The sequence below is a fragment of the Novosphingobium sp. PhB165 genome (genome assembly GCF_004341845.1).
Taxonomy (GTDB): domain Bacteria; phylum Pseudomonadota; class Alphaproteobacteria; order Sphingomonadales; family Sphingomonadaceae; genus Novosphingobium.
In genome coordinates this window covers 172,066-192,679 of the sequence record NZ_SLVB01000006.1, presented here as the reverse complement: position 1 = coordinate 192,679, position 20,614 = coordinate 172,066, and the positions used below count along the sequence as shown (strand labels likewise).

Annotated in this window: 14 protein-coding genes; 2 read left to right on the top strand and 12 right to left on the bottom strand. The window is 66.9% G+C overall.

What is annotated here, in order from left to right; translation table 11 throughout:
• Positions 1-255: 255 nt before the first annotated feature.
• From EDF56_RS17915 to EDF56_RS17870, 10 genes are all read right to left on the bottom strand, one after another.
• Positions 256-2,580 (bottom strand): TonB-dependent receptor, encoded by a 2,325-nt coding sequence (locus tag EDF56_RS17915; protein ID WP_243652672.1) that lies wholly within the window; start codon positions 2,578-2,580, stop codon positions 256-258.
• Positions 2,543-3,571 carry a FecR domain-containing protein gene (locus EDF56_RS26455; RefSeq protein ID WP_243652671.1) on the bottom strand — a complete coding sequence of 343 codons (1,029 nt, stop codon included), beginning with the start codon at positions 3,569-3,571 and terminating at the stop codon, positions 2,543-2,545. The genes EDF56_RS17915 and EDF56_RS26455 overlap by 38 nt, the downstream gene beginning before the upstream one ends.
• Positions 3,568-4,191 carry an RNA polymerase sigma factor gene (locus EDF56_RS17905; RefSeq protein WP_165912239.1) on the bottom strand — a complete coding sequence of 208 codons (624 nt, stop codon included), beginning with the start codon at positions 4,189-4,191 and terminating at the stop codon, positions 3,568-3,570. The genes EDF56_RS26455 and EDF56_RS17905 overlap by 4 nt, the downstream gene beginning before the upstream one ends.
• A 554-nt stretch (positions 4,192-4,745) precedes the next feature.
• Positions 4,746-5,432, bottom strand: coding sequence for a response regulator transcription factor (locus EDF56_RS17900; RefSeq protein WP_132389950.1), 687 nt, complete (start codon positions 5,430-5,432; stop codon positions 4,746-4,748).
• Complete coding sequence (locus tag EDF56_RS17895) at positions 5,429-8,077, bottom strand: sensor histidine kinase KdpD (RefSeq protein WP_132389948.1); 2,649 nt, start codon at positions 8,075-8,077, stop codon at positions 5,429-5,431. Before EDF56_RS17895 ends, EDF56_RS17900 begins: the two co-directional genes overlap by 4 nt.
• The gene (gene kdpC / locus EDF56_RS17890; RefSeq protein ID WP_132389946.1) at positions 8,074-8,670 is read right to left on the bottom strand and encodes a potassium-transporting ATPase subunit KdpC; all 597 of its coding nucleotides are present in this window, start codon (positions 8,668-8,670) and stop codon (positions 8,074-8,076) included. The genes EDF56_RS17895 and kdpC overlap by 4 nt, the downstream gene beginning before the upstream one ends.
• Positions 8,671-8,681: 11 nt before the next feature.
• Positions 8,682-10,697, bottom strand: coding sequence for a potassium-transporting ATPase subunit KdpB (kdpB, locus tag EDF56_RS17885; protein ID WP_207904734.1), 2,016 nt, complete (start codon positions 10,695-10,697; stop codon positions 8,682-8,684).
• 29 nt (positions 10,698-10,726) lie between these two features.
• The gene (gene kdpA, locus EDF56_RS17880) at positions 10,727-12,430 is read right to left on the bottom strand and encodes a potassium-transporting ATPase subunit KdpA (protein WP_132390572.1); all 1,704 of its coding nucleotides are present in this window, start codon (positions 12,428-12,430) and stop codon (positions 10,727-10,729) included.
• A gap of 25 nt (positions 12,431-12,455) precedes the next feature.
• Complete coding sequence (gene kdpF, locus EDF56_RS17875; protein WP_132389944.1) at positions 12,456-12,557, bottom strand: K(+)-transporting ATPase subunit F; 102 nt, start codon at positions 12,555-12,557, stop codon at positions 12,456-12,458.
• A gap of 140 nt (positions 12,558-12,697) precedes the next feature.
• Positions 12,698-13,000 carry a hypothetical protein gene (locus EDF56_RS17870; protein ID WP_132389942.1) on the bottom strand — a complete coding sequence of 101 codons (303 nt, stop codon included), beginning with the start codon at positions 12,998-13,000 and terminating at the stop codon, positions 12,698-12,700.
• A gap of 143 nt (positions 13,001-13,143) precedes the next feature.
• On the opposite strand from EDF56_RS17870, the gene EDF56_RS17865 reads away from it, so the two are divergent.
• Positions 13,144-15,027, top strand: coding sequence for a potassium transporter Kup (locus tag EDF56_RS17865; RefSeq protein ID WP_132389940.1), 1,884 nt, complete (start codon positions 13,144-13,146; stop codon positions 15,025-15,027).
• 346 nt (positions 15,028-15,373) lie between these two features.
• Here the strand turns inward: EDF56_RS17865 and EDF56_RS17860 are convergent, their stop codons facing one another.
• Both EDF56_RS17860 and EDF56_RS17855 read right to left on the bottom strand, forming a co-directional pair.
• Positions 15,374-16,363 carry a bile acid:sodium symporter family protein gene (locus EDF56_RS17860; protein ID WP_132389938.1) on the bottom strand — a complete coding sequence of 330 codons (990 nt, stop codon included), beginning with the start codon at positions 16,361-16,363 and terminating at the stop codon, positions 15,374-15,376.
• Between the two features lie 36 nt (positions 16,364-16,399).
• A complete protein-coding gene (locus EDF56_RS17855) occupies positions 16,400-17,422 on the bottom strand; it encodes an aldo/keto reductase (RefSeq protein WP_165912238.1) in 1,023 nt (340 codons plus the stop codon).
• Positions 17,423-17,795: 373 nt separating this feature from the next.
• Here EDF56_RS17855 and EDF56_RS17850 point away from each other — a divergent pair, with 373 nt between their 5' ends.
• Positions 17,796-20,216: a TonB-dependent receptor gene (locus tag EDF56_RS17850; protein ID WP_132389936.1), complete on the top strand. Its 2,421-nt coding sequence runs from the start codon at positions 17,796-17,798 to the stop codon at positions 20,214-20,216.
• Positions 20,217-20,614: the final 398 nt, after the last annotated feature.

Genomic DNA, 20,614 nt, shown 5'->3' with positions numbered 1-20,614 from the left:
TAGTGCGCAGATGGCCGAAAAGGCAGCATTTCCGCCGCGCGAGGGGCATTGCGGAACCGATTTTCCCGGACCGCGCACGGCCGCCTTTTCATCGGCAGGGAAAGACTTTGCCGGTGAAGCCCGAGCCGCCCGCTTCCCACACCCCGCAACCGCGCGGTAATCCGCGGTTCCGCAGGCAATCCGGCAAAACACTCCGATTTGGACCGAACTCTCCCGTCGAGCATCAGCCCTAACCCGGGCCCGAGCCCATGGCCGTCACATCGTCAATGACGCGGACAGGAAGATCGTGGTCGGCCCTTGCGGCGTATATTGCGCCATCGTGCGATAGCGCAGGGCATTGCCGAAGGCGAAGACGTTGCCCTTGTCGCCCAGCAGGTTCTGCGCGGTGAGCGCCACCTGCCATTGCCCGTGCGCCACATGAAGCTCGAAATTGCTCTCGATATAGTCGCCCATGTCGCGGTCGAGCGCGGGATCGAAGCTCATGCGCGCGGGGCCCACATAGCGCCCGCCCAGCTGCGCCCAGACGGCGAGCGCGCCCAGCGTGAAGTCATGCCGCAGCGCCAGCCGCGCGGTATATTCGGGCACCACCGGCAAGCGGCTGTCCTCCAGCCGATAGCCCAGCGCATTGCGGGTGAGGCGCGCATCGGTGTAGTTCGCCCCCGCCTGCGCCCGCCAGCCGCGCAGGATCGGCAGGTCCAGACTGCCCTCCACGCCCAGGATGCGGGCATCGCCGGCGGTGGTGGTGGTGATGAGGCCATTGTCCTCCAGCACGTCGGACTGGACATCGTCCCAGTGCGAATACCACCCGCCCAGATCCAGTTGCCCGCCGCCCGCCAGTGTCTCACGCCAGCCCGCCTCGACCGAGGACAGCTCGTCGCCCTTGAGCGTCTGGACCGTGCCGTCCTGCCCGATCATCGTCCCGCCCTGCCGGAATGCCGACCCGTAGCGCACATAGATCAGCCGCCCGTCATGGGGCTGCCACGCCAGCGCGAGGCTGGGCGTTACGCCCGACTTGTCCTGCTCTTCCGCAACTTTCCCGCTGTCGAGCTGGCGCGTGTCCCGGATCGAGGAGACGAACAGCCGCGCCCCGCCATCGAGCGAAAGATGCGTCAGAAGCGGCACCGTCACATCGAAATAGGCGGCGGTATCGTGGCTGTCGCGATGATCCGCGTCCACCACCAGCGACTCCCCGGCCATGCCTTGCAGCGTGGTATCGAGCGATTGCCGGGCATCGAGGTGCGAAAGCCCCGCCAGCCAGCCGATCCCGCCGAGATGCCCGCGCAGGCGCAGTTCGCTGTCCCAGGTGCGATAGTCCCGCTTGTCGATCAGCAGCTTGGGATCGGCGATGCCGAAATCGTCGGCGCCGATCGTCGCGTCCAGCGTATCGCCCACGTCGTGCCAGGTCATGGCGGTGGCGAGCATTACGTCGATATCGCCCAGTTTGCCGGTCAGTCGCCCGGCCAGATGGGTAAGGTCGTTATCGTGCGGCTCGGGAAGCTGGGCGGGGCGGGAATAGCTGTGCTCATCATAGACATAGCGGCTGTCGCGTGAGGCGATCCACTGGCCCAGCCCGGTCACGTCGATCCGCCAGCCCGAAACCGGCTCGATCCCCAGCAGCCCCCGCAGGCCGGTGACTTGCGTGGTATTGCCGTTCGTGCGCGTGCCGGTATCCACCCAGCCCGGCTCCTGCGCCATGTAGCCCACCAGCCGCAACCCGGCGGTTCCCGGCAGGAGCGGCACATTCGCCACGGCCGAGCCCGAATAGCCGTTTTCGCCATGCGCGGCCATGCTGCCGCCGCCGGTCAGCGTCAGGCTGCTCTCGTCCAGATCGGCCTGGTGCGAGACCATGTGGTAGATCCCGCCCAGCGCGCCGGTGCCGTAAAGCGAACCCTGCGGCCCCTTGAGCACTTCCACCCGCTGGATATCGACCAGCCGCAAGTCCGGATCGGGCGCGGCATAGGTCAGGCGCGCTTCATCCAGCACCACCGCGACGGTCGACTGGCTCTCGCCGCCGAATGCGCTGTCCGCCACGCCGCGCAGGAACATGCGGTTGCGTCCGGGGCCCAGTGCGGTAAGCGCCAGCCCGTCCACCTGCCCCGCCACCGCCGCGCTGGAGCGGCGCGGATCGTCGTGCCCGATGCCGAAGGCCGAAACCACCGAGACCGCCGCCGGCAGCACCGAGAGTTCGAGCGGCTGCTTGGTGGCGGTAACGATGATCGGCGGGCCGAATGCAGTCTCGGGCGGCGCCACGTGTTCCACCGGACGCGGCTCGGAGGGGACCGGCGCTTGCGGCGCAGGCACATGCTCGATCCGCCACGCCGTCTCGCCCACTTGCCGCGCCCGATAGCCGCTGCCCGCAAGCAGCCGCGCCAGCGCATCACCAACGGTCAGGACGCCGTGCAGCGGACGGGTGGGGATCGCAGGCAGCGGACCATCGGTACCGATCGAGACATGCGCCTCACGCGAGAGTTCGGCAATGGCGTCGGGCAGCCGGGTCGCGGTAACGTCTATATGTGCGCCCGCAGCCTCGCGGGCACAGACCTCAGGGCTGCTCCAGACGCCAAGCGCCAGCGTGGCCACTGAGGCGCAGGCCCATGAGCTGGACCAGATCGCGCAACGCCGCATCGCCATTGTCGACAATCAGGGTCCCCGAAAACCGTCGGTCCCGCAAAGCGGGGGGTACGTCTACCGTAATCCCCGCATAGCGATGCAGATCGCTCGCGACCAGTACCAGCCGCGCATTGTCGTACGTGAGCCGTCCATCTTTCCACGACCCGACATCCTGCGTATTGACCGCGGCAACCGTGGCCGTGCCCGCCCGGCTGTCGAACGCCAGCCCCTTGCCCGCCGGCACTTGCACTGGCCCTGCCATCGCCTGCGCGCTGACTTGCACCTGGCCTTCCACCACTGCGACGCGCACGGCATCGTCCTGTGCCTGCACATCGAAGCGCGTGCCGATATCGTTGATCGAGACATCGCCCGCGGTGATCTGCAATTGCCGGTCGGGATCGTGGCGAATGTCGAACCACGCGCCGCCGGTCAGCCCGATGTGGTCCTGCCCGCGCCCGTCCACCGTGAGCTTGCTGCGCGGCGCCAGCAGAATGGTCGAGCCATCGGCCAACGCGATCCGCTCCGGCGCGCCTTCGGTGGCATAGACTTCGGAGGCGGTATCCATGAACTGCGGCACCGCAATCGCCGCCGCGAGCGAGGCGGCCACCGCCATGCCCGCCCATTGCCAGACGCGCCGGTGCAGGAGCGGACGCACGGGCGCACGGCCGCCACCGGCCGCGAGGGCTTCCGCCTCATCCTCCGCATCGTTTGCGGCGTGGTCGCTATCGCCCTGTTCGGCCAGTGCCGCGCGGATTTCGGGGCGATGCTCGGTCAGCAGGGCATCGGTCAGCGCCACTTCGTCGAACGCGCGGCGGTGGCGGGGATCGTGCTCCAGCCAGAGCGTGAAGGCGTCCCAGTCCATGGCATCGTCATCGCTGGCAAGGTGCCAGCGCGCGGCCTCGGAAAGGATATCGTCCGGCAAGGCCCGTTCGGACAGGATAGGATCGATGTCGCGGTTCATTGTCCCTGTTCCCTTTGCGCCGATTCACTCCGCACTTCTGCCCCGTACAAGGAAGACGTCGCACCGCCGAAACATCCACAGTCCGCCAGTGCCTGACGCAGACGTTTCATCGCCAGCGCCAGATGTTTTTCCACGCCGCTCCGGCTGATTCCCATGACCCGCGCGATCTCGCTCTGGCCAAGCCCCTCGAAGCGGTAGAGCCGCAGCGCCTTGCCCGCGCCTTCCGGCAGAGCGGCAATGGCGCCGCGCAGGATCTCTGCCTCCTGCCGCCGGGCTATCGCCTCGTCGGCCGGTTCGCCGGGATCGGCGCGGTCCTCGGGCGCGGTGGCGCTGCCGCCGCTCTCGGTGTCCAGCCAGACCCGTTCGCGGCGCATCGCCCGCTGCTGCCCCCGCACCCGGTCGAGTACGAGGTTGTTGGCCATGCGGAACAGATAAGCGCGCGGGGATGCTACCGGCCCGGTCGCCTGCGCGCCCACTTTGATCCACAAGTCCTGCAACAGGTCCTGCGCCTCATCGACGGACCCGCAGCGGGCCGCCAGAAATTGCAGGAGCGCGCGGCGATTTTCCTCCAGTACGAGCGCGAGCCCGGAGGCACGCGGCGGCTGCGGCGAGGGCGTCATTTCTATCTCCGCCTGAACCATGCTCAGTACCAGCCCCGGACCGGCAGGCCTCTGGCCCAGCACATCGCCGCCACTTCATGCACTTCGACGCACTCCCTTGCAAATCCTGTCGGAGAAACGCGGCCCAGACGCCGGGGGGACGCCGGGATTACCCCCTGCGAGCGTCGTGGATCAGGACTAGACGTCGCCGCGAGGAGGCATCCGCAGGTGCGGGGTGAAATAAATTTGGATTTCCCTTCTTCCCCTCAAGGGGAGGGGGGCCGCGCCGCTCATCCTGAGCTTGTCGAAGGGAGGGTGGTGGAGGGGTGTCCAGCTCTCGGCAGCGTGCCACGCCGAGAGCTGGACACCCCTCCGTCAGTGCTTCGCACTGCCACCTCCCCTTGCAGGGGAGGAACTGAAACTGCACCCATCACTCGTCGCCCCCGCGAAGGCGGGGGCCCCGCTTCCTTCTTTCCTGGGCGCAAGAGAAGCGGGATCCCCGCCTTCGCGGGGATGACGGGGGTTTGGGGGCTGAATTTTGAGCCGTTGGTCAGGAGGTGGAGCAGCCTTGGCCGTCAGTCCTGACTCACCAGCCGATAACCGATACCCGGCTCGTTGCGCAGCAGCGCCGGGTGAGCGGGATCGTCCTCCACCTTGCGGCGAATGCCGCGCGCGGCGACGCGCAGGTATTCCACGTCGCTCTCATGTCCCGGCCCCCAGACCGCGCGCAGCAATTGCGCATGGGTAATCACCCGTCCCGGATTGCGCGCGAGTTCGGCAAGGAAGCCGTATTCCTTCGGCGTCAGGTGCACTTCCTGCCCGCCCTTGCGCACCAGCCGCGCGGCAAGGTCGATCTCGACATCGCCGCGCCGCACCGGGCGCTCGGCGGCTTCCGCCGGCAGGCGGTGGCGCAGCGCGGTACGGATGCGGGCGAGCACTTCCTCGCTGTCGAAGGGCTTGGCCACGTAATCGTCGGCCCCCAGATCGAGCGCGGCCACTTTCTGGTCGGTCGCCTCGCGCGCGGAGACGACGATGATCGCCGCCTGCGTGCGCATCAGCGGGATCAGTTCCAGCCCGTCGCGGTCCGGCAGGCCAAGGTCGAGCAGCACGACTTCCGGCTTGTCGATATCGAGGGCGTTCAGCGCCTCGCGCGCGGTGCCGGCCTCCACCACGGCATAGCCGGCGCGGGCGAGCCCCGCGTGGAACAGGCGGCGGATGGCGGGCTCGTCGTCAACGACGAGGATGGTGATGCTTTGAGTCATGAATCGGGCCATTCCCTGAGGTGGGACGTGTCGAAATGGATCGCGAAGCGGGCGCCATGCCCGTCCTCGCGGTTGGCGGCGGTCACGGTGAGGCCCATGGCCGTGGCGAAACCCTTGACGATAGCAAGGCCAAGGCCGGTGCCGCCCTTGCGGTCAGACCCCTCGATCCGCGTGAACGTCTCGAAAATTCGCTCTTCCTCGCCCGCCGGAATACCGGGGCCGCGATCGCTGACGGCAAGGACAAGCCCCGCCTCCCGGCGCACGGCGCTCACCACGATCGGCGCGTCGGGATCGCCGTACTTGGCGGCATTCTCGATCAGGTTGGTCAGGCAGTGGTGGAACAAGTGCGGGTCCACCAGCACCATCGGCACGTCCGCATCGATCGCCGTTTCCACCGCATGGCCCGCCAGCAGCGCGCGCAATTCGTGGAGTGCCTCGCCCACCGCCTCGTCCAGGTCGACCGGCTCGATCTTGCCGTGGAGCGCGCCCGCTTCGATCCGCGCCATGTCCAGCAGGTTGGTGACGAAGCGGTGCAGTCGCTCCGCCTCGCCCCGTGCGGCGGCGATAGGGGCGGACTGTAGCGGCTCGCTCGCCTCGATCTCCGCCAGCGTGCCCATGATCGTGGTCAGCGGCGTGCGCAGATCGTGGCTGACCGAGGAGAGCAGCGCATGGCGCAGCCGGTCCCGCTCGCGCGCCTGCGACAGTTCCACCATCTGCCCTTCCAGCGCCATGCGCTCCAGCGCCAGCCCCGCCTGATCGAGCAGGCTGAGCAGCAGCGGCAACTGGTCCGGCCGCACCGGCGCGCGGGCATCGCTGCGCGCCAGCCCGAACACGCCCATGACCGTGCCGCGCGCGGCCAGCGGATGGAACAGCCATTCCGACGCGGTCAGCGTGTCGGACCCGCGCCCGGCCGGGGCATTGTTCTCGAAAGCCCAGTTCGCGGCGGCAAGGTCCAGCGTTTCGAGGCGCGGCTCCTTCGGCCAACTCCAGCGCCGCGACAGGCCCTCGTCCCCCGGCATCAGCAGCACCGTATTGCCGTCGAGCAGCCCGCCGACTTCCCCGCAGACCACCTGCGCCAGCTCGTCGATCGTGCTGATCCCGGTAAGCTGGCGCGCGAAACCGGCCAGCGCGCTGTTCTGCGTGGCGCTCGCCTGGGCCAGCAGCGCCTGTTCGCGCACCCGCGCGGCCATCTGGCTGCTGACGATGGCAACTGCCAGCAGCACCAGCACCGTGATGATGTTGCGCGGATCCTCGATGGTCAGCGTATGCGTGGGCGGCAGGAAGAAGAAATTGTACCCGAGCGAGGAGGCCAGCCCCGCCGCGATCCCGGTCCGCAAGCCGTAGCGCGTCGCCGCGAACATGACCGGCAGCAGGTAGAGCAGGCCAAGATCGGTGATATTGCCGCTGGACAGGATGCCGGTGCCGATCAGCGTGACCGCCGCCGTCAGCACCAGCGCGACAAGGTAGCCCGACAGCGAGCCCCACTGCCCCGCCGGTCGGCGCTCGCCCCGGTCGGCAATCGGCGTCGTCGGCAGGACCTGGATGGCAAGGCCCGGCATCTCGCGCACCAGCCGGTCCACCACCGAACCGTGCCGCAGTTCGAACCAGCGCGAGCGCAGCGACTTGCCGACGATCAATTGCGTGGCGCGGGCCTGCACGGTGAAGCTCTTGAGTCCGTCGAACACGGTCTCCGCAGGCAGAGTCGCCACTTGCCCGCCCAGTTGCGTGGCCAGATGAAGCGCATCGGCCAGCCGGGTATTCTCGCCGTCGCTGAACGTGGCCGCGCGCGGCGTTTCGATATGGACCGCCGTCCACGAGGCGCGCAGGGCATCGGCCAGGCGCTTGGCCGCGCGCACCAGTTCGAGCGATCCCGCCTGCTCGCTCACCGCGACGACAAGCCGGTCGCTCGCCGCCCAGTTGCCCTCCATCGCATGGGCCCGGACATATTCGAGCATCTGCGCGTCGACCGCCTGCGCCGCGAAGCGCAGCGCCAGCTCGCGCAAGGCGGAAAGGTTGGACTTGGAAAAGAAGTTGCCGAGCGCGCGCGTCGCCTCGTCCGGCACATAAACCTTGCCCTGCCGCAGCCGCTCGATCAGCTCGTCGGGCGGGATATCGACGACCTCGATCTCGGCGTCTTCCAGCGCTTTGTCCGGCAGCGTCTCGCGCACGCGGACCTTGGTGAAGGAGGCGACGATGTCGTTCAGGCTCTCGATATGCTGGATATTGAGCGTGGAGCACACGTCGATCCCGGCATCGAGCAGTTCCTCGACATCCTGCCAGCGCTTGTCGTGGCGGCTGCCCGGGGCATTGGTGTGCGCCAGTTCGTCCACCAGCACCAGCGCCGGGCGGCGTTCGAGAATGGCGTCGATGTCCATCTCGTCCAGCACGTGGCCCTGATAGGTCACATGATGGCGCGGCACCGTTTCCAGCCCGCGCAGCTTCGCCGCCGTCTCCTCGCGCCCGTGGGTCTCGGCAACGCCCACCACCACGTCCACCCCGGCATCGCGGCGCGCGGCGCCCTCGCCCAACATTTCATAGGTCTTGCCAACGCCCGGAGCCGCCCCAAGGAAAACCTTGAGGCGGCCGCGACGCTCTCGCGCGGCGGCGCGGAGCAGGGCTTCGGGATCGGGACGCGGCTCGTTCACGGATGCGCTTGTGCGCCGCCGCCCGCCATGCTGTCGAGAGCCAGATTGAGTGCGAGCACGTTGACGCGCGGCTCGCCCAGGAAGCCCAGCAAAGGCCGCTCGGTATTGTCGATCACCAGCGTCTTGACCCGCGCGACATCCAGTCCGCGTGCCTTGGCGACGCGCTCCGCCTGGAAAAGAGCCGCCTCGGGGCTGAGATGAGGGTCAAGCCCCGAGGCGGAAGTGGTCACCAGGTCGACAGGAACAGGGGAACCTGGGGATTTCCGGAAAGCGGCGACGTCGGTCGTCACGCGGTCGGCAAGGGCGCGGCTGGTCGGGCCGAAGTTGGAGCCCGATGACGCCATGGCGTCGTATCCCTTCCCGGCGGCCGAGGGGCGGCCGTGGAAGTAGCGGTCCTGCGTGAACATCTGGCCGATCAGGGCCGAGCCGATCACGTGGCCGTCCCGCTCGATCAGGCTGCCGTTGGCCTGTCGGGGGAACACGACCTGCGCGATCCCGGTCAGCGCGAGCGGATAGGCCAGCCCCAGCAGCAGCGCGAACAGCAGGGTAAGCACGAGCGCGGGGCGCGCGGCGGTGGAAAGGTCCTTGAGCATGGAACAGGTCCTCAGACGAGGTGGAGCCCGGCGACCGCAAGGTCGATGAGCTTGATGCCGGCGAAAGGCGCGATCAGGCCGCCAAGGCCGTAGACCGCAAGGTTGCGGGCCAGCAGCGGGCCCGCCGCCATCGGCCGGTAGGTCACGCCCTTGAGCGCGAGCGGCACGAGCGCGGGAATGATCAGCGCGTTGAACACGATGGCCGAAAGGATCGCGCTTTGCGGCGAGGCCAGCCGCATCACGTTGAGCACGCCAAGGCCGGGATAGAGCACCACGAACATGGCCGGGATGATCGCGAAGTACTTGGCGACATCGTTGGCGACCGAGAACGTGGTCAGCGCGCCGCGCGTCATCAGCAATTGCTTGCCGAGGCCGACGATCTCGATGAGCTTGGTGGGGTCACTGTCGAGGTCGACCATGTTGCCCGCCTCGCGCGCGGCCTGCGTGCCGGTGTTCATGGCCACGCCCACGTCCGCCTGCGCCAGTGCCGGGGCGTCATTGGTGCCGTCTCCGCACATGGCCACCAGCTTGCCGCCCTGCTGTTCCTTGCGGATCAGCGCCAGCTTGTCCTCCGGCGTGGCTTCGGCAAGGAAGTCGTCCACGCCCGCCTCGGCGGCGATGGCGGCGGCAGTGAGCGGGTTGTCGCCGGTGATCATCACCGTGCGGATGCCCATGCGGCGCAGTTCGGCGAAGCGTTCGCGCACCCCGGCCTTGATCACGTCCTTGAGCGCGATCACGCCGAGCAGGCGGCCGTCGCGAGCCACTGCCAGCGGGGTCTGGCCGGAGCGGGCGATCTCTTCCGAAATGCGGCGCAGTTCGGCGGCCTGCGGGCTGTTCACCGCCTCCGGATTGGCGCGCAGGATCGCATCGACCGCGCCCTTCTGGACCAGCCCGGTCTCGCTTTTCAGGCCGGAAATACGAGTCTGGGCCGTGAACGGGATCACTTCGGCACCCACCGGCAAGGCGCCGAGGGCCAAGCCGTGATGCTCGCGCGCCAGGACCACGATCGAGCGACCTTCGGGCGTTTCGTCCGCAAGGCTGGCCAGCAGCGCGGCTTCGGCAAGCAGGCGTGCGTCAGTGCCGGAAACCGGGCGGAATTCGGCGGCCTGACGGTCACCCACGGTGATCGTGCCGGTCTTGTCGAGCAGCAGCACGTCGATATCGCCCGCCGCCTCGACCGCGCGGCCCGACTTGGCAAGCACGTTGAAGCGCACGAGGCGGTCCATCCCGGCGATGCCTATGGCCGAAAGCAGCGCGGCGATGGTCGTCGGGATCAGGGTGATGAGCAGCGCCGCCAGCACCGCCACCGGGATCGCGCCGCCCGCATAGTGGGCAAAGGCGGGAATGGTGGAAACGGCGATCAGGAAGATGATCGTCAGGCCCACCAGCAGGATGGTCAGGGCGATCTCGTTCGGTGTCTTCTGCCGCTCGGCGCCTTCGACAAGGGCGATCATGCGGTCGAGGAAGCCCTGCCCGGGCTCCTGCGTGACGCGGACGCGGATCTGGTCGGAGATGACGCGGGTGCCGGCGGTCACCGCCGAACGGTCGCCGCCCGCCTCGCGGATCACCGGCGCGCTCTCGCCGGTGATGGCGGCTTCGTTGACCGAGGCGACGCCTTCGATCACTTCGCCGTCGGCCGGGATGAGGTCTCCGGTCATGACCACCACCACGCTACCCTTCTTGAGCTGCGAGGCGGGGATCACACGCCCGTCGGGCAGGCGCGCGGTAAGGTCGGACTTGGCGGCGCGCAGCGAGGCGGCCTGCGCCCGCCCGCGCCCTTCGGCCAGCGCCTCGGCAAAGGTGCCGAACAGCACAGTCAGCCAGAGCCAGCCGATCAGCTGGATCTGGAAGCCCACCGGCATCGGCTCACCGCCGACGGCCAGCAGCACGGTGAGCAGAAGCGCGACCACGGCGGTCGTGAAGAGCACGGGGTTCTTCACCAGTTCGCGCGGGTTCAGCTTGCGGAAGGCATCGCCGATCGCGGGAACGACCAGTCTGGCCGAGAACATCGAGGTGGGAGTCGTCATGGAAGTGTGTGACGTCATGACTGGCGCTTTCAAAACAGCTGGCCCGAGATCATCGCGAGATGATCGGCGATGGGCCCGAGGGCGAGGCTCGGCAGGAACGTGAGACCGCCGACGATCAGGATCACGGCGATCAGCAAGCCGATCCACAGCGGTCCGGTGGTGGGGAAAGAGCCTGCGGTCTCCGGCGTGTGCTTCTTGGCGGCAAGGTTTCCGGCCACGGCCAGCACCGGCACGATGATGAAGAAGCGGCCGACCCACATCGCCACCGAGAGCAGCCCGTTGTAGAACGGCGTCCCGGCGCTCAGGCCCGCGAAGGCGGAGCCGTTGTTGCCGGTGCCCGATGCGAAGGCATAGAGGATCTCGGTAAAGCCGTGCGGGCCCTTGTTGAGCGGCCCGGCAAGACCGTCCGGCAGGACCGCCGAAAGCGCGGTGAGGCCAAGGATGGAGAGCGGCAGCACGGCAATGGCCAGAACCGCCAGCTTGACCTCGCGCGCCTCGATCTTCTTGCCGAGGTACTCGGGCGTGCGGCCGACCATCAGGCCCGCCACGAAGACCGCGAGCAGCGCGAACAGCAGGAAGCCGTAGATCCCCGCGCCAACACCGCCGACGACCACTTCGCCAAGCTGCATGTTGATGAGCGGCACCATGCCGCCCAGCGCGGTGAAGCTGTCATGCATGGCATTGACCGCGCCGCACGAAGCTGCCGTCGTCACCACCGAGAACAGGGCGCTGGCGGCAATGCCGAAGCGGACTTCCTTGCCCTCCATGTTGCCGCCGATGGCGCCGAGGTGGTGGAGCACCGGATTGCCCGCCGCTTCCTGCCAGTAGGTCACGCCCGCGCCGATCAGGAACAGCGTCAGCATCGCGGTCAGGATCGCCCAGCCCTGCCGGGTATTGCCCACGGCCTTGCCGAAGCACCAGGTCAGCCCCGCGCCGATGGCGAAGATCGAAAGCATCTGCGCAAGGTTGGTCAGCGCCGTCGGGTTCTCGAACGGATGCGCGGAATTGGCATTGAAGAAGCCGCCGCCATTGGTGCCGAGCATCTTGATCGCCTCCTGCGAGGCGACGGGGCCGAGCGCGATGGACTGGCGCAGCCCTTCCAGAGAGGTGGTGTCGACCAGGCTCGACAGCGTCTGCGGGACGCCGCTGGCGATGAGGAACAGCGCGTAGACCACGCAGATCGGCAGCAGCAGGTAGAGCGTGACGCGCGTGCAGTCCGCCCAGAAATTGCCTACCGTCTTCGCCTCGCGCCGCGCGAAACCGCGGAACAGCGCGAAAGCTACGGCGATACCGGTGGCGGCGGAGAGGAAGTTATGGATGGTGAGGCCCAGCATCTGGCTGAGGTTCGAAACCGTGGCCTCGCCCGCATACCACTGCCAGTTGGTGTTGGTGGTGAAGCTCACCGCCGTGTTCATCGCCCCGTCCGCGCCCATCGCGGCAAGCCCGCGCGGGTTCAGCGGCAGCACGTCCTGAAGCCGCAGCACCGCGTAAGTGAACAGCAGCAGGACAAGATTGAACACCAGCATGTGCAGCGCGTAGCGGCGCCAGCCCTGCTCCGCCTCGGGATCGATCCCGGAGAGGCGGTAGAAGCCGTTCTCGACGGGGCCGAGCACGCGGTGGAGCGGCGTGCGCCGCCCTTCGTACAGAGCGAAAAGCCAGACCCCGACGGGCTTGGCCAAGGCCGCGACAAGCGCGGTGAAAAAGAGGATCAGGGTCCAGCCCTGGAAGGTCATTCCCGTGGTCATGGCATGCCCTTCGTCAGAAACGTTCGGGCCGCAGCAGCGCGGCAACGAGATAGATCAGCAGGCCAAGCGCGGTCAGCCCGGCGAGTACCAGCGGAAGAGTGTGCGTGTCGGTCATGGCGGCGCCTCCTCAGGCCTTTTCGCAAAGCCGCGCGAAGGCGAGCGTCAGGAGGAACAGGCCGGCGAGTACCGCGAGCCAGGCAAAGTCGGTCATTGTCTTGGGTCCGTTGCCAGAGTCAGAAATTGCGTGAAATCGCGTCAAAAGTGGCCGGGCAGCTCGATCGTGCGAAACAGCCGCGGCCCCCACAGGCTCAGCGTCAGGCCAAGGCTGAGCAGCACGATGAAGACGGCGCAGAGCGCAAGGTCGGTCACGGTCGGCGCGTGGAGGACCGGGGTGATCGCCATCCGGCGCTCGGCCAGGATCACGCGCTCGGCCACAAACAGGCTCAGCAGCCCGGCGGCGCGCATCGCGATTTCGACAGGCCACCAGCGCACGCCGGCATGCAGCGCGGCCAGCCTTTCGGCCGAAACGTATCGGGCGGGTGAAGGAAATCGGGACATGGCACGAGGGCTCCCGTCAATGGGTGACGGAATGCGAGATGGCCCCGGGAGCCGTTAAGGTTCCACGGGGAATTGCCCGTTACGCATAAAGATCGCATAAAGCCCGTGGCGCTTTCGCGCGCGCGAGACTAGGCGCCGAAATTATGAGCGAGTCTTCCGGGCACCACGCCCCCAATGAAAGCCTTACGGCGCTGGCAGTCGGCGCAATCGGGGTCGTTTTCGGCGATATCGGCACATCGCCGCTCTATGCCCTCAAGGAAAGCTTCATCGGCCACCACCCGCTGGTGGTGGACCGCATGCACATCTTCGGGGTGATCTCGCTGATGTTCTGGACGATGATGCTGATCGTCACCGTCAAATACGTCTTCATCATCCTGCGGGCAGACAACAACGGCGAAGGCGGCAGCCTGGCGCTGCTGGCGCTGATCGGGCGCAAGCTGGGCAAGTCGCGCTGGACCGGGCTGATCGCGATGCTGGGCGTCATCGCCACCGCACTGTTCTATGGCGATGCCATCATCACCCCGGCCGTCTCGGTGCTCTCGGCGGTCGAGGGGCTGACCGTGGTGAACGAGGGCTTTGCCGAATTCGTGCTGCCGATTGCGGTGGTGATCCTGATCGGGCTGTTCTCGATCCAGTCCCACGGCACCGCGACGATGGGCAAGCTGTTCGGGCCGGTGATGATCGTCTATTTCCTGGTCTTGGCCGGGCTCGGGCTGTCCTCGATCGTCAAGGCACCCGAAGTGGTCTGGGCGCTCAGCCCATACCATGCGATCGAATTCTTCGTCATCAATCCCAAGCTGGCGTTTCTGGCGCTGGGCTCGGTGGTGCTGGCAGTGACCGGCGCGGAAGCGCTCTATGCCGACATGGGCCACTTCGGCCGCAAGGCGATCACGATCTCGTGGCTCTACATCGCCTTCCCCTGCCTGCTGCTCAACTATCTGGGGCAGGCTTCGCTGGTGCTGCGCAATCCCGACGCGATCCAGAACCCGTTCTTCTTCATGGCGCCCGACTGGGCCCGCCTGCCGCTGGTCCTGCTGGCGACGCTGGCGACGATCATCGCCAGCCAGGCGGTGATCTCCGGCGCCTTCTCGGTATCGCAGCAGGCCGTGCAGCTCGGCTTCCTGCCGCGCCTCAAGATCATGCACACCAGCGCGACGGCGGCGGGACAGATCTATGTCCCGCTCGTCAACTGGGGCCTGCTGGTCATGGTCGTGCTGCTGGTGTTCGGCTTCCGCACCTCGGGCAATCTGGCCGCGGCTTACGGTATCGCCGTGACCGGCACGATGCTGATCACCGCCTGCCTGCTGGGCGTGCTGACTTATGCCGTGTGGAAATGGCACCCGGTGGTCTCGATCGGCGTCACCGCAGGCTTCCTGTTCATCGACGGGCTCTACTTCGCGTCGAACGTCACCAAGATCCCGGACGGCGGCTGGTTCCCGCTGCTGGTGGCGGCGGTGGTATTCACCCTGCTGACCACCTGGGCGAACGGACGCCGCCTGATGCGCGAACGCCTGCGCGAGGATTCGATCCCCTTCGCCACTTTCATCCGCTCGGTCGGTGAGCGCGTGCGCCGGGTTCAGGGCACCTCGATCTTCCTCGCCTCCTCGAACGACGGCGTGCCGCCGGGGCTGCTGCACAACCTCAAGCACAACCACATCCTCCACGAACGCGTGGTGATCCTGACCGTGGCCGGACAAGGCGTGCCGCACGTTGCCCCCGAAAACCGCGCGGAAGTGGAAGCGCTGGGACAGGGCTTCTACCGCGTGGTGCTGCGCTACGGCTTCATGGACGATATCGACATCCCGGCCGCGCTTGCCGACGAAGACCGCGCCGGCGGCCCGTTCAAGCCGGTGGAGACCAGCTACTTCCTCTCCCGCCAGACCCTGATCCCGTCGAGCCGTCCGGGCATGGCGATCTGGCGCGAGAAGCTCTTCGCGATCATGGTCCGCAACGCCCAGAGCGCGATGGAATTCTTCAAGCTCCCCACCAACCGCGTGATCGAACTGGGTAGCCAGTTGGAGATCTGAGGCGGGAGGTCCTTTCAGGTGGACGCACCCCAACCCCAACCTCACCCCGTCCTCACGCGATACTCTTCGTCGCCCCCGCGCAGGCGGGGGCCCCGCTTTCTTCTGCGACCTCTCGTGTTGGGCAAGAGAAGCGGGATCCCCGCCTTCGCGGGGATGACGGAATTGGGAGCGCGAGGTGTTCTCACCTCGCCTCACTTCACCTCACCTCACCTCCCCCCTCCGGCCCGACCTCCCATCCCGCTCAGGCTGAGCTTGTCGAAGCCCCCGCGGGCGTGGCGCAAGGCCTCCATCCTTCGACAGGCTCAGGATGAGCGGAGTGGAGGGGGCGGGAGTGGAGGAGGCCAACCTACTCGGCCGCCACCGGATCCCCCTCGGCCTCGGCCTGCGCCGCCATCCGCCGCGCCAGCACCGCACAGACCATCAACTGGATCTGATGGAAGAACATCAGCGGCAGGATGATCGCCCCCACCTGAGCAGGCGGAAACAGTACCCCTGCCAGCGGCACGCCGGTCGCCAGACTCTTCTTCGAACCGCAGAACAGGATCACGATCCGGTCCGCGTGGTTGAAGCCCAGCACCCGCCCGAGCACATTGCCCACCACCATCACGACCGCCAGAATCCCCAGCGACAGCGCCGCGATCAGCCCGAGTTCGGCCAAAGTCACCTTCTGCCACAGCCCTTCGAGCACGGCCGCCCCGAACGCCGTGTAGACCACCAGCAGGATCGAACCGCGGTCGGTATAGCCCACCAGCTTCTTGTGCTTCTGCACGAAGCCGCCGATCCACGGCCGCAGCAGATGCCCGGCCACGAACGGCAGCAGCAACTGGACGGCGATGGCGATGATCGGAACGGTCGAGAAGCCCTGCGTCTTGCCGGTGATGAACACTGCCGTCAGCACCGGGGTCAGGAAAATCCCCGCAAGGTTGGAGAACGAGGCACTGCACACTGCCGCTGCCACATTGCCCCCGGCAATCGCGGTAAAGGCAATCGATGACTGCACCGTCGAGGGCAGCAGCGTCAGGTAGAGCACGCCCATCGCCAGCGACGGCTCCAGCCCCGGTATCGCGCTGACGCCCAGCCCGATCAGCGGGAAGATCCCGAAAGTCAGGCTGGCCACGGTCAGGTGCAACTTCCACGCCCGCGCCCCGTCGAGGATCGCCTGGCGCGAGAGCTTGGCGCCGTGGAGGAAGAACAGCAGCGCGATGCCTGCGTCCGCCGCGCCGCCCGCGATCCCCGCCCACATGCCGCGCGCCGGAAGCACCGAGGCAAGACCCACGGTCGAAACCAGCAGCAAGAGATAGGGATCGATGTTCAGGCGGGCGAGAAGGCGAAGCATAGGCAGTCCTGATCGAATGGGGAAACGAAGGTAAAATCAGTCGGGAACGGGGCCGGACCCCGCACCGGAATCGCGAATGGCGGCAGCGATCCCGGCGCGGTCCTCGTCGGTGAGGGCAAGGTTCGCCCCTGCCACCCAACCATCGACTTGCGCCGGGCTGCGCGCGCCGACGATCGCCCCGGTCACGCCCGGGACCGCCAGCACCCAGGCCACCGCGACCGCCGCCTGCGAAACGCCGTGGCGCTCGGCCACCGGCTTCATCGCCGCTGCCACGGCCAGATTGCGCGTCAGGTTCTCGCCGGTGAAATCGGCATGGCGCGAGCGCCAGTCGTCGGCGGCAAGCCCCGCCACGCGCTCGGCCGAGAACGCGCCGGAGAGCAGGCCCGACTGCATCGGGCTATAGACGATCACGCCGGTATCATGCGCCAGACACCACGGCAGTTCGCGCGCGATGGCATCCCGCTTCAGCGCCGAAAGCGGCGGTTGCAGCGTATCGACATGCCCCAAGGCCTCGGCCGCCGAAAGTTGATCGGCATTGTGGTTGGACAGGCCGACCGCGCGCACTTTGCCCGCCGCTTTCAGATCGAGCAGCGCGCCCCAATATTCGTCGAGCGCGGTGCCGTCCTCGGCGGGCCAGTGCATCTGGAGCAGGTCGATCTGCTCAACCCGCAGGCGGCGCAGCGAATCCTCGCACTCGGCCACGATCGATTCCCGCCGCCCAACGCGCAGCTTCGACTGGCGATCGTTCGGATCCCAGACCTGCCCGCACTTGGTGAAGACATAGGGCCGCTCAGCCTCCGGCATTTCGGCCAGAGCCTTGGCGACCACTTCTTCGGAATGGCCGAGACCGTAGATCGCGGCCGTGTCGATCCAGTTCACCCCGCGTTCGACCGCATGGCGGATCGCCCGGATCGAATCGGCATCGTCCTGCGCACCCCAGCCGACGGCCCAGTCCGGCCCGCCGATGGCCCAGGCACCGAAGCCGACGCGGCTGATCGCCATGCCGGTCTGGCCTAGCGGGCGGGTTGCAGGCGATACGTTCAGGACCGTGGCAGTCATGACAGGGCATCCTTTTCGGGGCCGGTTGCCCCTCCCCTGCCCCATGGCAGGCGCGGGCGGCACGGTCTTGTCGCTGAGACCGCCATCGGCTTGACGCGAGACGCCATGGACCAGTGATGAACGGCGGCGAGCGCTGCAACGCAAAAAACGCAAGCCAGTTCCCGATTACCCGAACCCACCCCAAAACGGCGCATTTGCGCGCATCCCGTTCCTCTCGCCGGAAGGGTCCGGGTTGCAGCGGTCAACTACTTATTCGCAACTGCACAAGACCGCACTGTCATCGAACCGCCAAGTTCCCCCTCAAGCGGCCAACCCAGCAGCAAGCATGAGCCGCAGCCCGGGAATCGAATGACGACCTGTTCGGGGAGCTGACATGAGAACCAAGTCCACTTTCGCCTACGCCCTGGCATCGGGCATCTCTTTGCTTGCATTTACCTCGGCCGCGCACGCCGCCGAAACCGCTCCGGCCGCCGCTGCTGCCGAGCCCGCACCCGATCCTGCTGGCGACGGCCAGTCGGGCCTGACGGATATCGTCGTCACCGCGGAACGCCGCAATGTGAGCCTCCAGCAGGCGCCGCTTTCGGTAAGCGCGATCACGTCCGACACGCTCCGCGCGGGAAATGTGACCGACATCACCGGGCTCAACGGCACTGTCCCCGGCCTCGTCATCGCCAAGAGCGGCGGCGGTGAGCGCGTGATCTCGATCCGCGGCATCGGTTCGGAAACGCCGGAGAACACCAACACCCAGCCGGGCGTGTCCTACCACATCGACGGCGTCTACATCTTCAACTCGATCGCCGCGAGCGCCGCCTTCATCGACGTCGCGCAAGTCGAAGTGCTGCGCGGACCTCAGGGCACGCTGTTCGGCCAGGGATCGACCGGCGGCACCATCAACGTCGTCTCGATCGAGCCGAGCACCGATGCGCTGAAGGGTAATGTCAACGCGGGCTTCGGCAACTACAACTACATGGAAGGCTCCGCCGCGCTGAACGTGCCGGTGACCGACACGCTCGCCATTCGCGGCGCCTTCCAGTTCACCAAGCATGACGGCTATGCCCACGCCACCGAAGTGCCCGGCTTCAAGAAGTACGATCTCGACGATCAGGACGAGACCGGCTGGCGCCTTGGCGCCAAGTGGCAGCCGCTGTCCAACCTGTCGATCACGCTGAACACGATCCAGTTCAGTTCGAACACCAATGGCCCGGCCCAGAAGAACATCCTCGACCCCGAGCCCGACCCGCGCATCCTGACGCAGGACTTCCCCGGCCGCTCGGTAGTGAAGACCCAGCTCTATACCGGCGTAATCAAGTGGGACACCGCGTTCGCCACGATCAAGTCGATCACCGGCTACCAGAAGCTCCATTCCGAGCAGGCCTGGGATGCCGACGGCCTCGACACCACGCTGTTCTACCAGAACACCTACAACCCGGTCAGCTACACCGGCGTCAGCTACGACCACGTGCCGCTCTGGGCCTCGGACACCAAGAGCTGGAGCCAGGAACTGAACCTTACCTCGAACGGCAACGGCCCGTTCCAGTGGGTGCTCGGCGGCGTATACCTGCATTCGGAGAACAGCCAGTACGTCAACGAATACCGCAGCGACGACGACAACTTCCTGCAGCAGGCCCTGCCGGAAGACACCGCGTGGAACGATCCGCTGGTCGGCAACCTGACCTATGCCGAACTCTCCTCGATCAAGCGTGAGCTTTACGCGGTCTTCGCGCAGGGCACTTATGCGCTGACCGACAGCCTGAAGCTGACCGCCGGCGCCCGCTACAACCATGACAAGTCATCGGGCATGTACGATTCGATGTCCGGCGGCGTGTCCGACCAGACCTCAGGCGCCTATCTCCAGCCCGCCTCCACGGGATCGCGCAGCGACCACGCCTGGACCGGCAAAGTGGCGCTCGATTATCAGATCACGCCCAGCAACATGGTCTACATAAGCTACACGCGCGGCTTCAAGCCGGGCGGCATCAACAGCGCCTCGTCCGCTTGCGGCGGCGCCTACTGCATCTTCGGCTGGGAAGATTCGATCAAGCCCACCTACAAGAAGGAAACCGTCGATTCCTTCGAGATCGGCAGCAAGAACCGCTTCCTCGACGATACGCTGCAAGTGAATGCCTCGGCCTTCCTGTACAATTACAAGAACATGCAGTTCCTTGAGGAAGACCCCGTTCTCTATGGCGAGGGTATCAGCAACGCGCCCAAGGCGCGGGTCTACGGCCTCGAACTGGAAAGCACGTACGCGCCGACGGACCATCTGCGCTTCGACGCGTCGATGTCGTGGCTGGAGGGTGAGTTCACCTCGCACTACTACGCGCTGGACCCGAACAATGCAGCCAGCGCCCAGAACGCCGCCGGTTTCCCGGACTACCTGTTCTGGACCAACTTCTACGCCGCCTCCCTCGCCCGCGACGCCGCGCGCGAGGATATCAAGGGCAACCGCATTCCCAAGCTGCCGCGCTGGCAGGGTAATATCGCGGCCACCTGGAACGGCGAAGTCGGCCCGGGCAAGCTGACCGCCCGTGCTCAGCTGATCTATCGCGGCAAGTACCAGTACCGCCTGTTCAACGAAGGCGCGGTGGACCTCACGCCCTCGTACACGCAGGTCAACACGATGCTGAAGTACGAGCCGGAAGGCACCAATGCGGACATCACCCTGCGCGTGATCAACCTGTTCGACAAGAACGGCATCAACTCGCGCTTCTCGGACCCTTACGGTTCGGCGCAGGTGATGGACACGTACATCCCGCCGCGTCAGCTTATCCTCTCGGTGGGGTACAAGTTCTAAGAGGGAGCCAATCGGGTCGCACCATTGGTTTTTTGGGGGGATGCGTCGGCTGCAAGGCCGGCGCGTTCTTCTGTTTGCGATGGCGAATGCAGCGAGTCCGTCCCAAACTCCCCGTCGCCCCCGCGAAGGCGGGGGTCCCGCTTTTCTTGGCCACCTCCCGCCCCGCACAAAAGAAGAAGCGGGATCCCCGCCTTCGCGGGGATGACGAAGAGAAAGCGACTGAGTTTGCCTCCCCCACCCCTCTCATCCTGAGCTTCCCACCCCTCTCATTCTGAGCCTCCCACCCCTCGCATCCTGAGCCTCCCACCCCTCTCATTCTGAGCCTCCCACCCCGCTCATCCTGAGCTTGTCGAAGGATGTTGGATCAGCGCTACGCCTCCGGGGCTTCGACAAGCTCA

What these genes read in the sequence shown, in the direction of transcription:
- EDF56_RS26455 (WP_243652671.1), bottom strand. Translation starts at nt 3,571, where the DNA reads ATGAACCGCGACATCGATCCTATCCTGTCCGAACGGGCCTTGCCGGAC.
- EDF56_RS17905 (WP_165912239.1), bottom strand. Translation starts at nt 4,191, where the DNA reads ATGACGCCCTCGCCGCAGCCGCCGCGTGCCTCCGGGCTCGCGCTCGTA.
- EDF56_RS17900 (WP_132389950.1), bottom strand. Translation starts at nt 5,432, where the DNA reads ATGACTCAAAGCATCACCATCCTCGTCGTTGACGACGAGCCCGCCATC.
- kdpC (WP_132389946.1), bottom strand. Translation starts at nt 8,670, where the DNA reads ATGCTCAAGGACCTTTCCACCGCCGCGCGCCCCGCGCTCGTGCTTACC.
- kdpB (WP_207904734.1), bottom strand. Translation starts at nt 10,697, where the DNA reads ATGACGACTCCCACCTCGATGTTCTCGGCCAGACTGGTCGTTCCCGCG.
- kdpA (WP_132390572.1), bottom strand. Translation starts at nt 12,430, where the DNA reads ATGACCTTCCAGGGCTGGACCCTGATCCTCTTTTTCACCGCGCTTGTC.
- kdpF (WP_132389944.1), bottom strand. Translation starts at nt 12,557, where the DNA reads ATGACCGACACGCACACTCTTCCGCTGGTACTCGCCGGGCTGACCGCG.
- EDF56_RS17870 (WP_132389942.1), bottom strand. Translation starts at nt 13,000, where the DNA reads ATGTCCCGATTTCCTTCACCCGCCCGATACGTTTCGGCCGAAAGGCTG.
- EDF56_RS17865 (WP_132389940.1), top strand. Translation starts at nt 13,144, where the DNA reads ATGAGCGAGTCTTCCGGGCACCACGCCCCCAATGAAAGCCTTACGGCG.
- EDF56_RS17860 (WP_132389938.1), bottom strand. Translation starts at nt 16,363, where the DNA reads ATGCTTCGCCTTCTCGCCCGCCTGAACATCGATCCCTATCTCTTGCTG.
- EDF56_RS17855 (WP_165912238.1), bottom strand. Translation starts at nt 17,422, where the DNA reads ATGACTGCCACGGTCCTGAACGTATCGCCTGCAACCCGCCCGCTAGGC.
- EDF56_RS17850 (WP_132389936.1), top strand. Translation starts at nt 17,796, where the DNA reads ATGAGAACCAAGTCCACTTTCGCCTACGCCCTGGCATCGGGCATCTCT.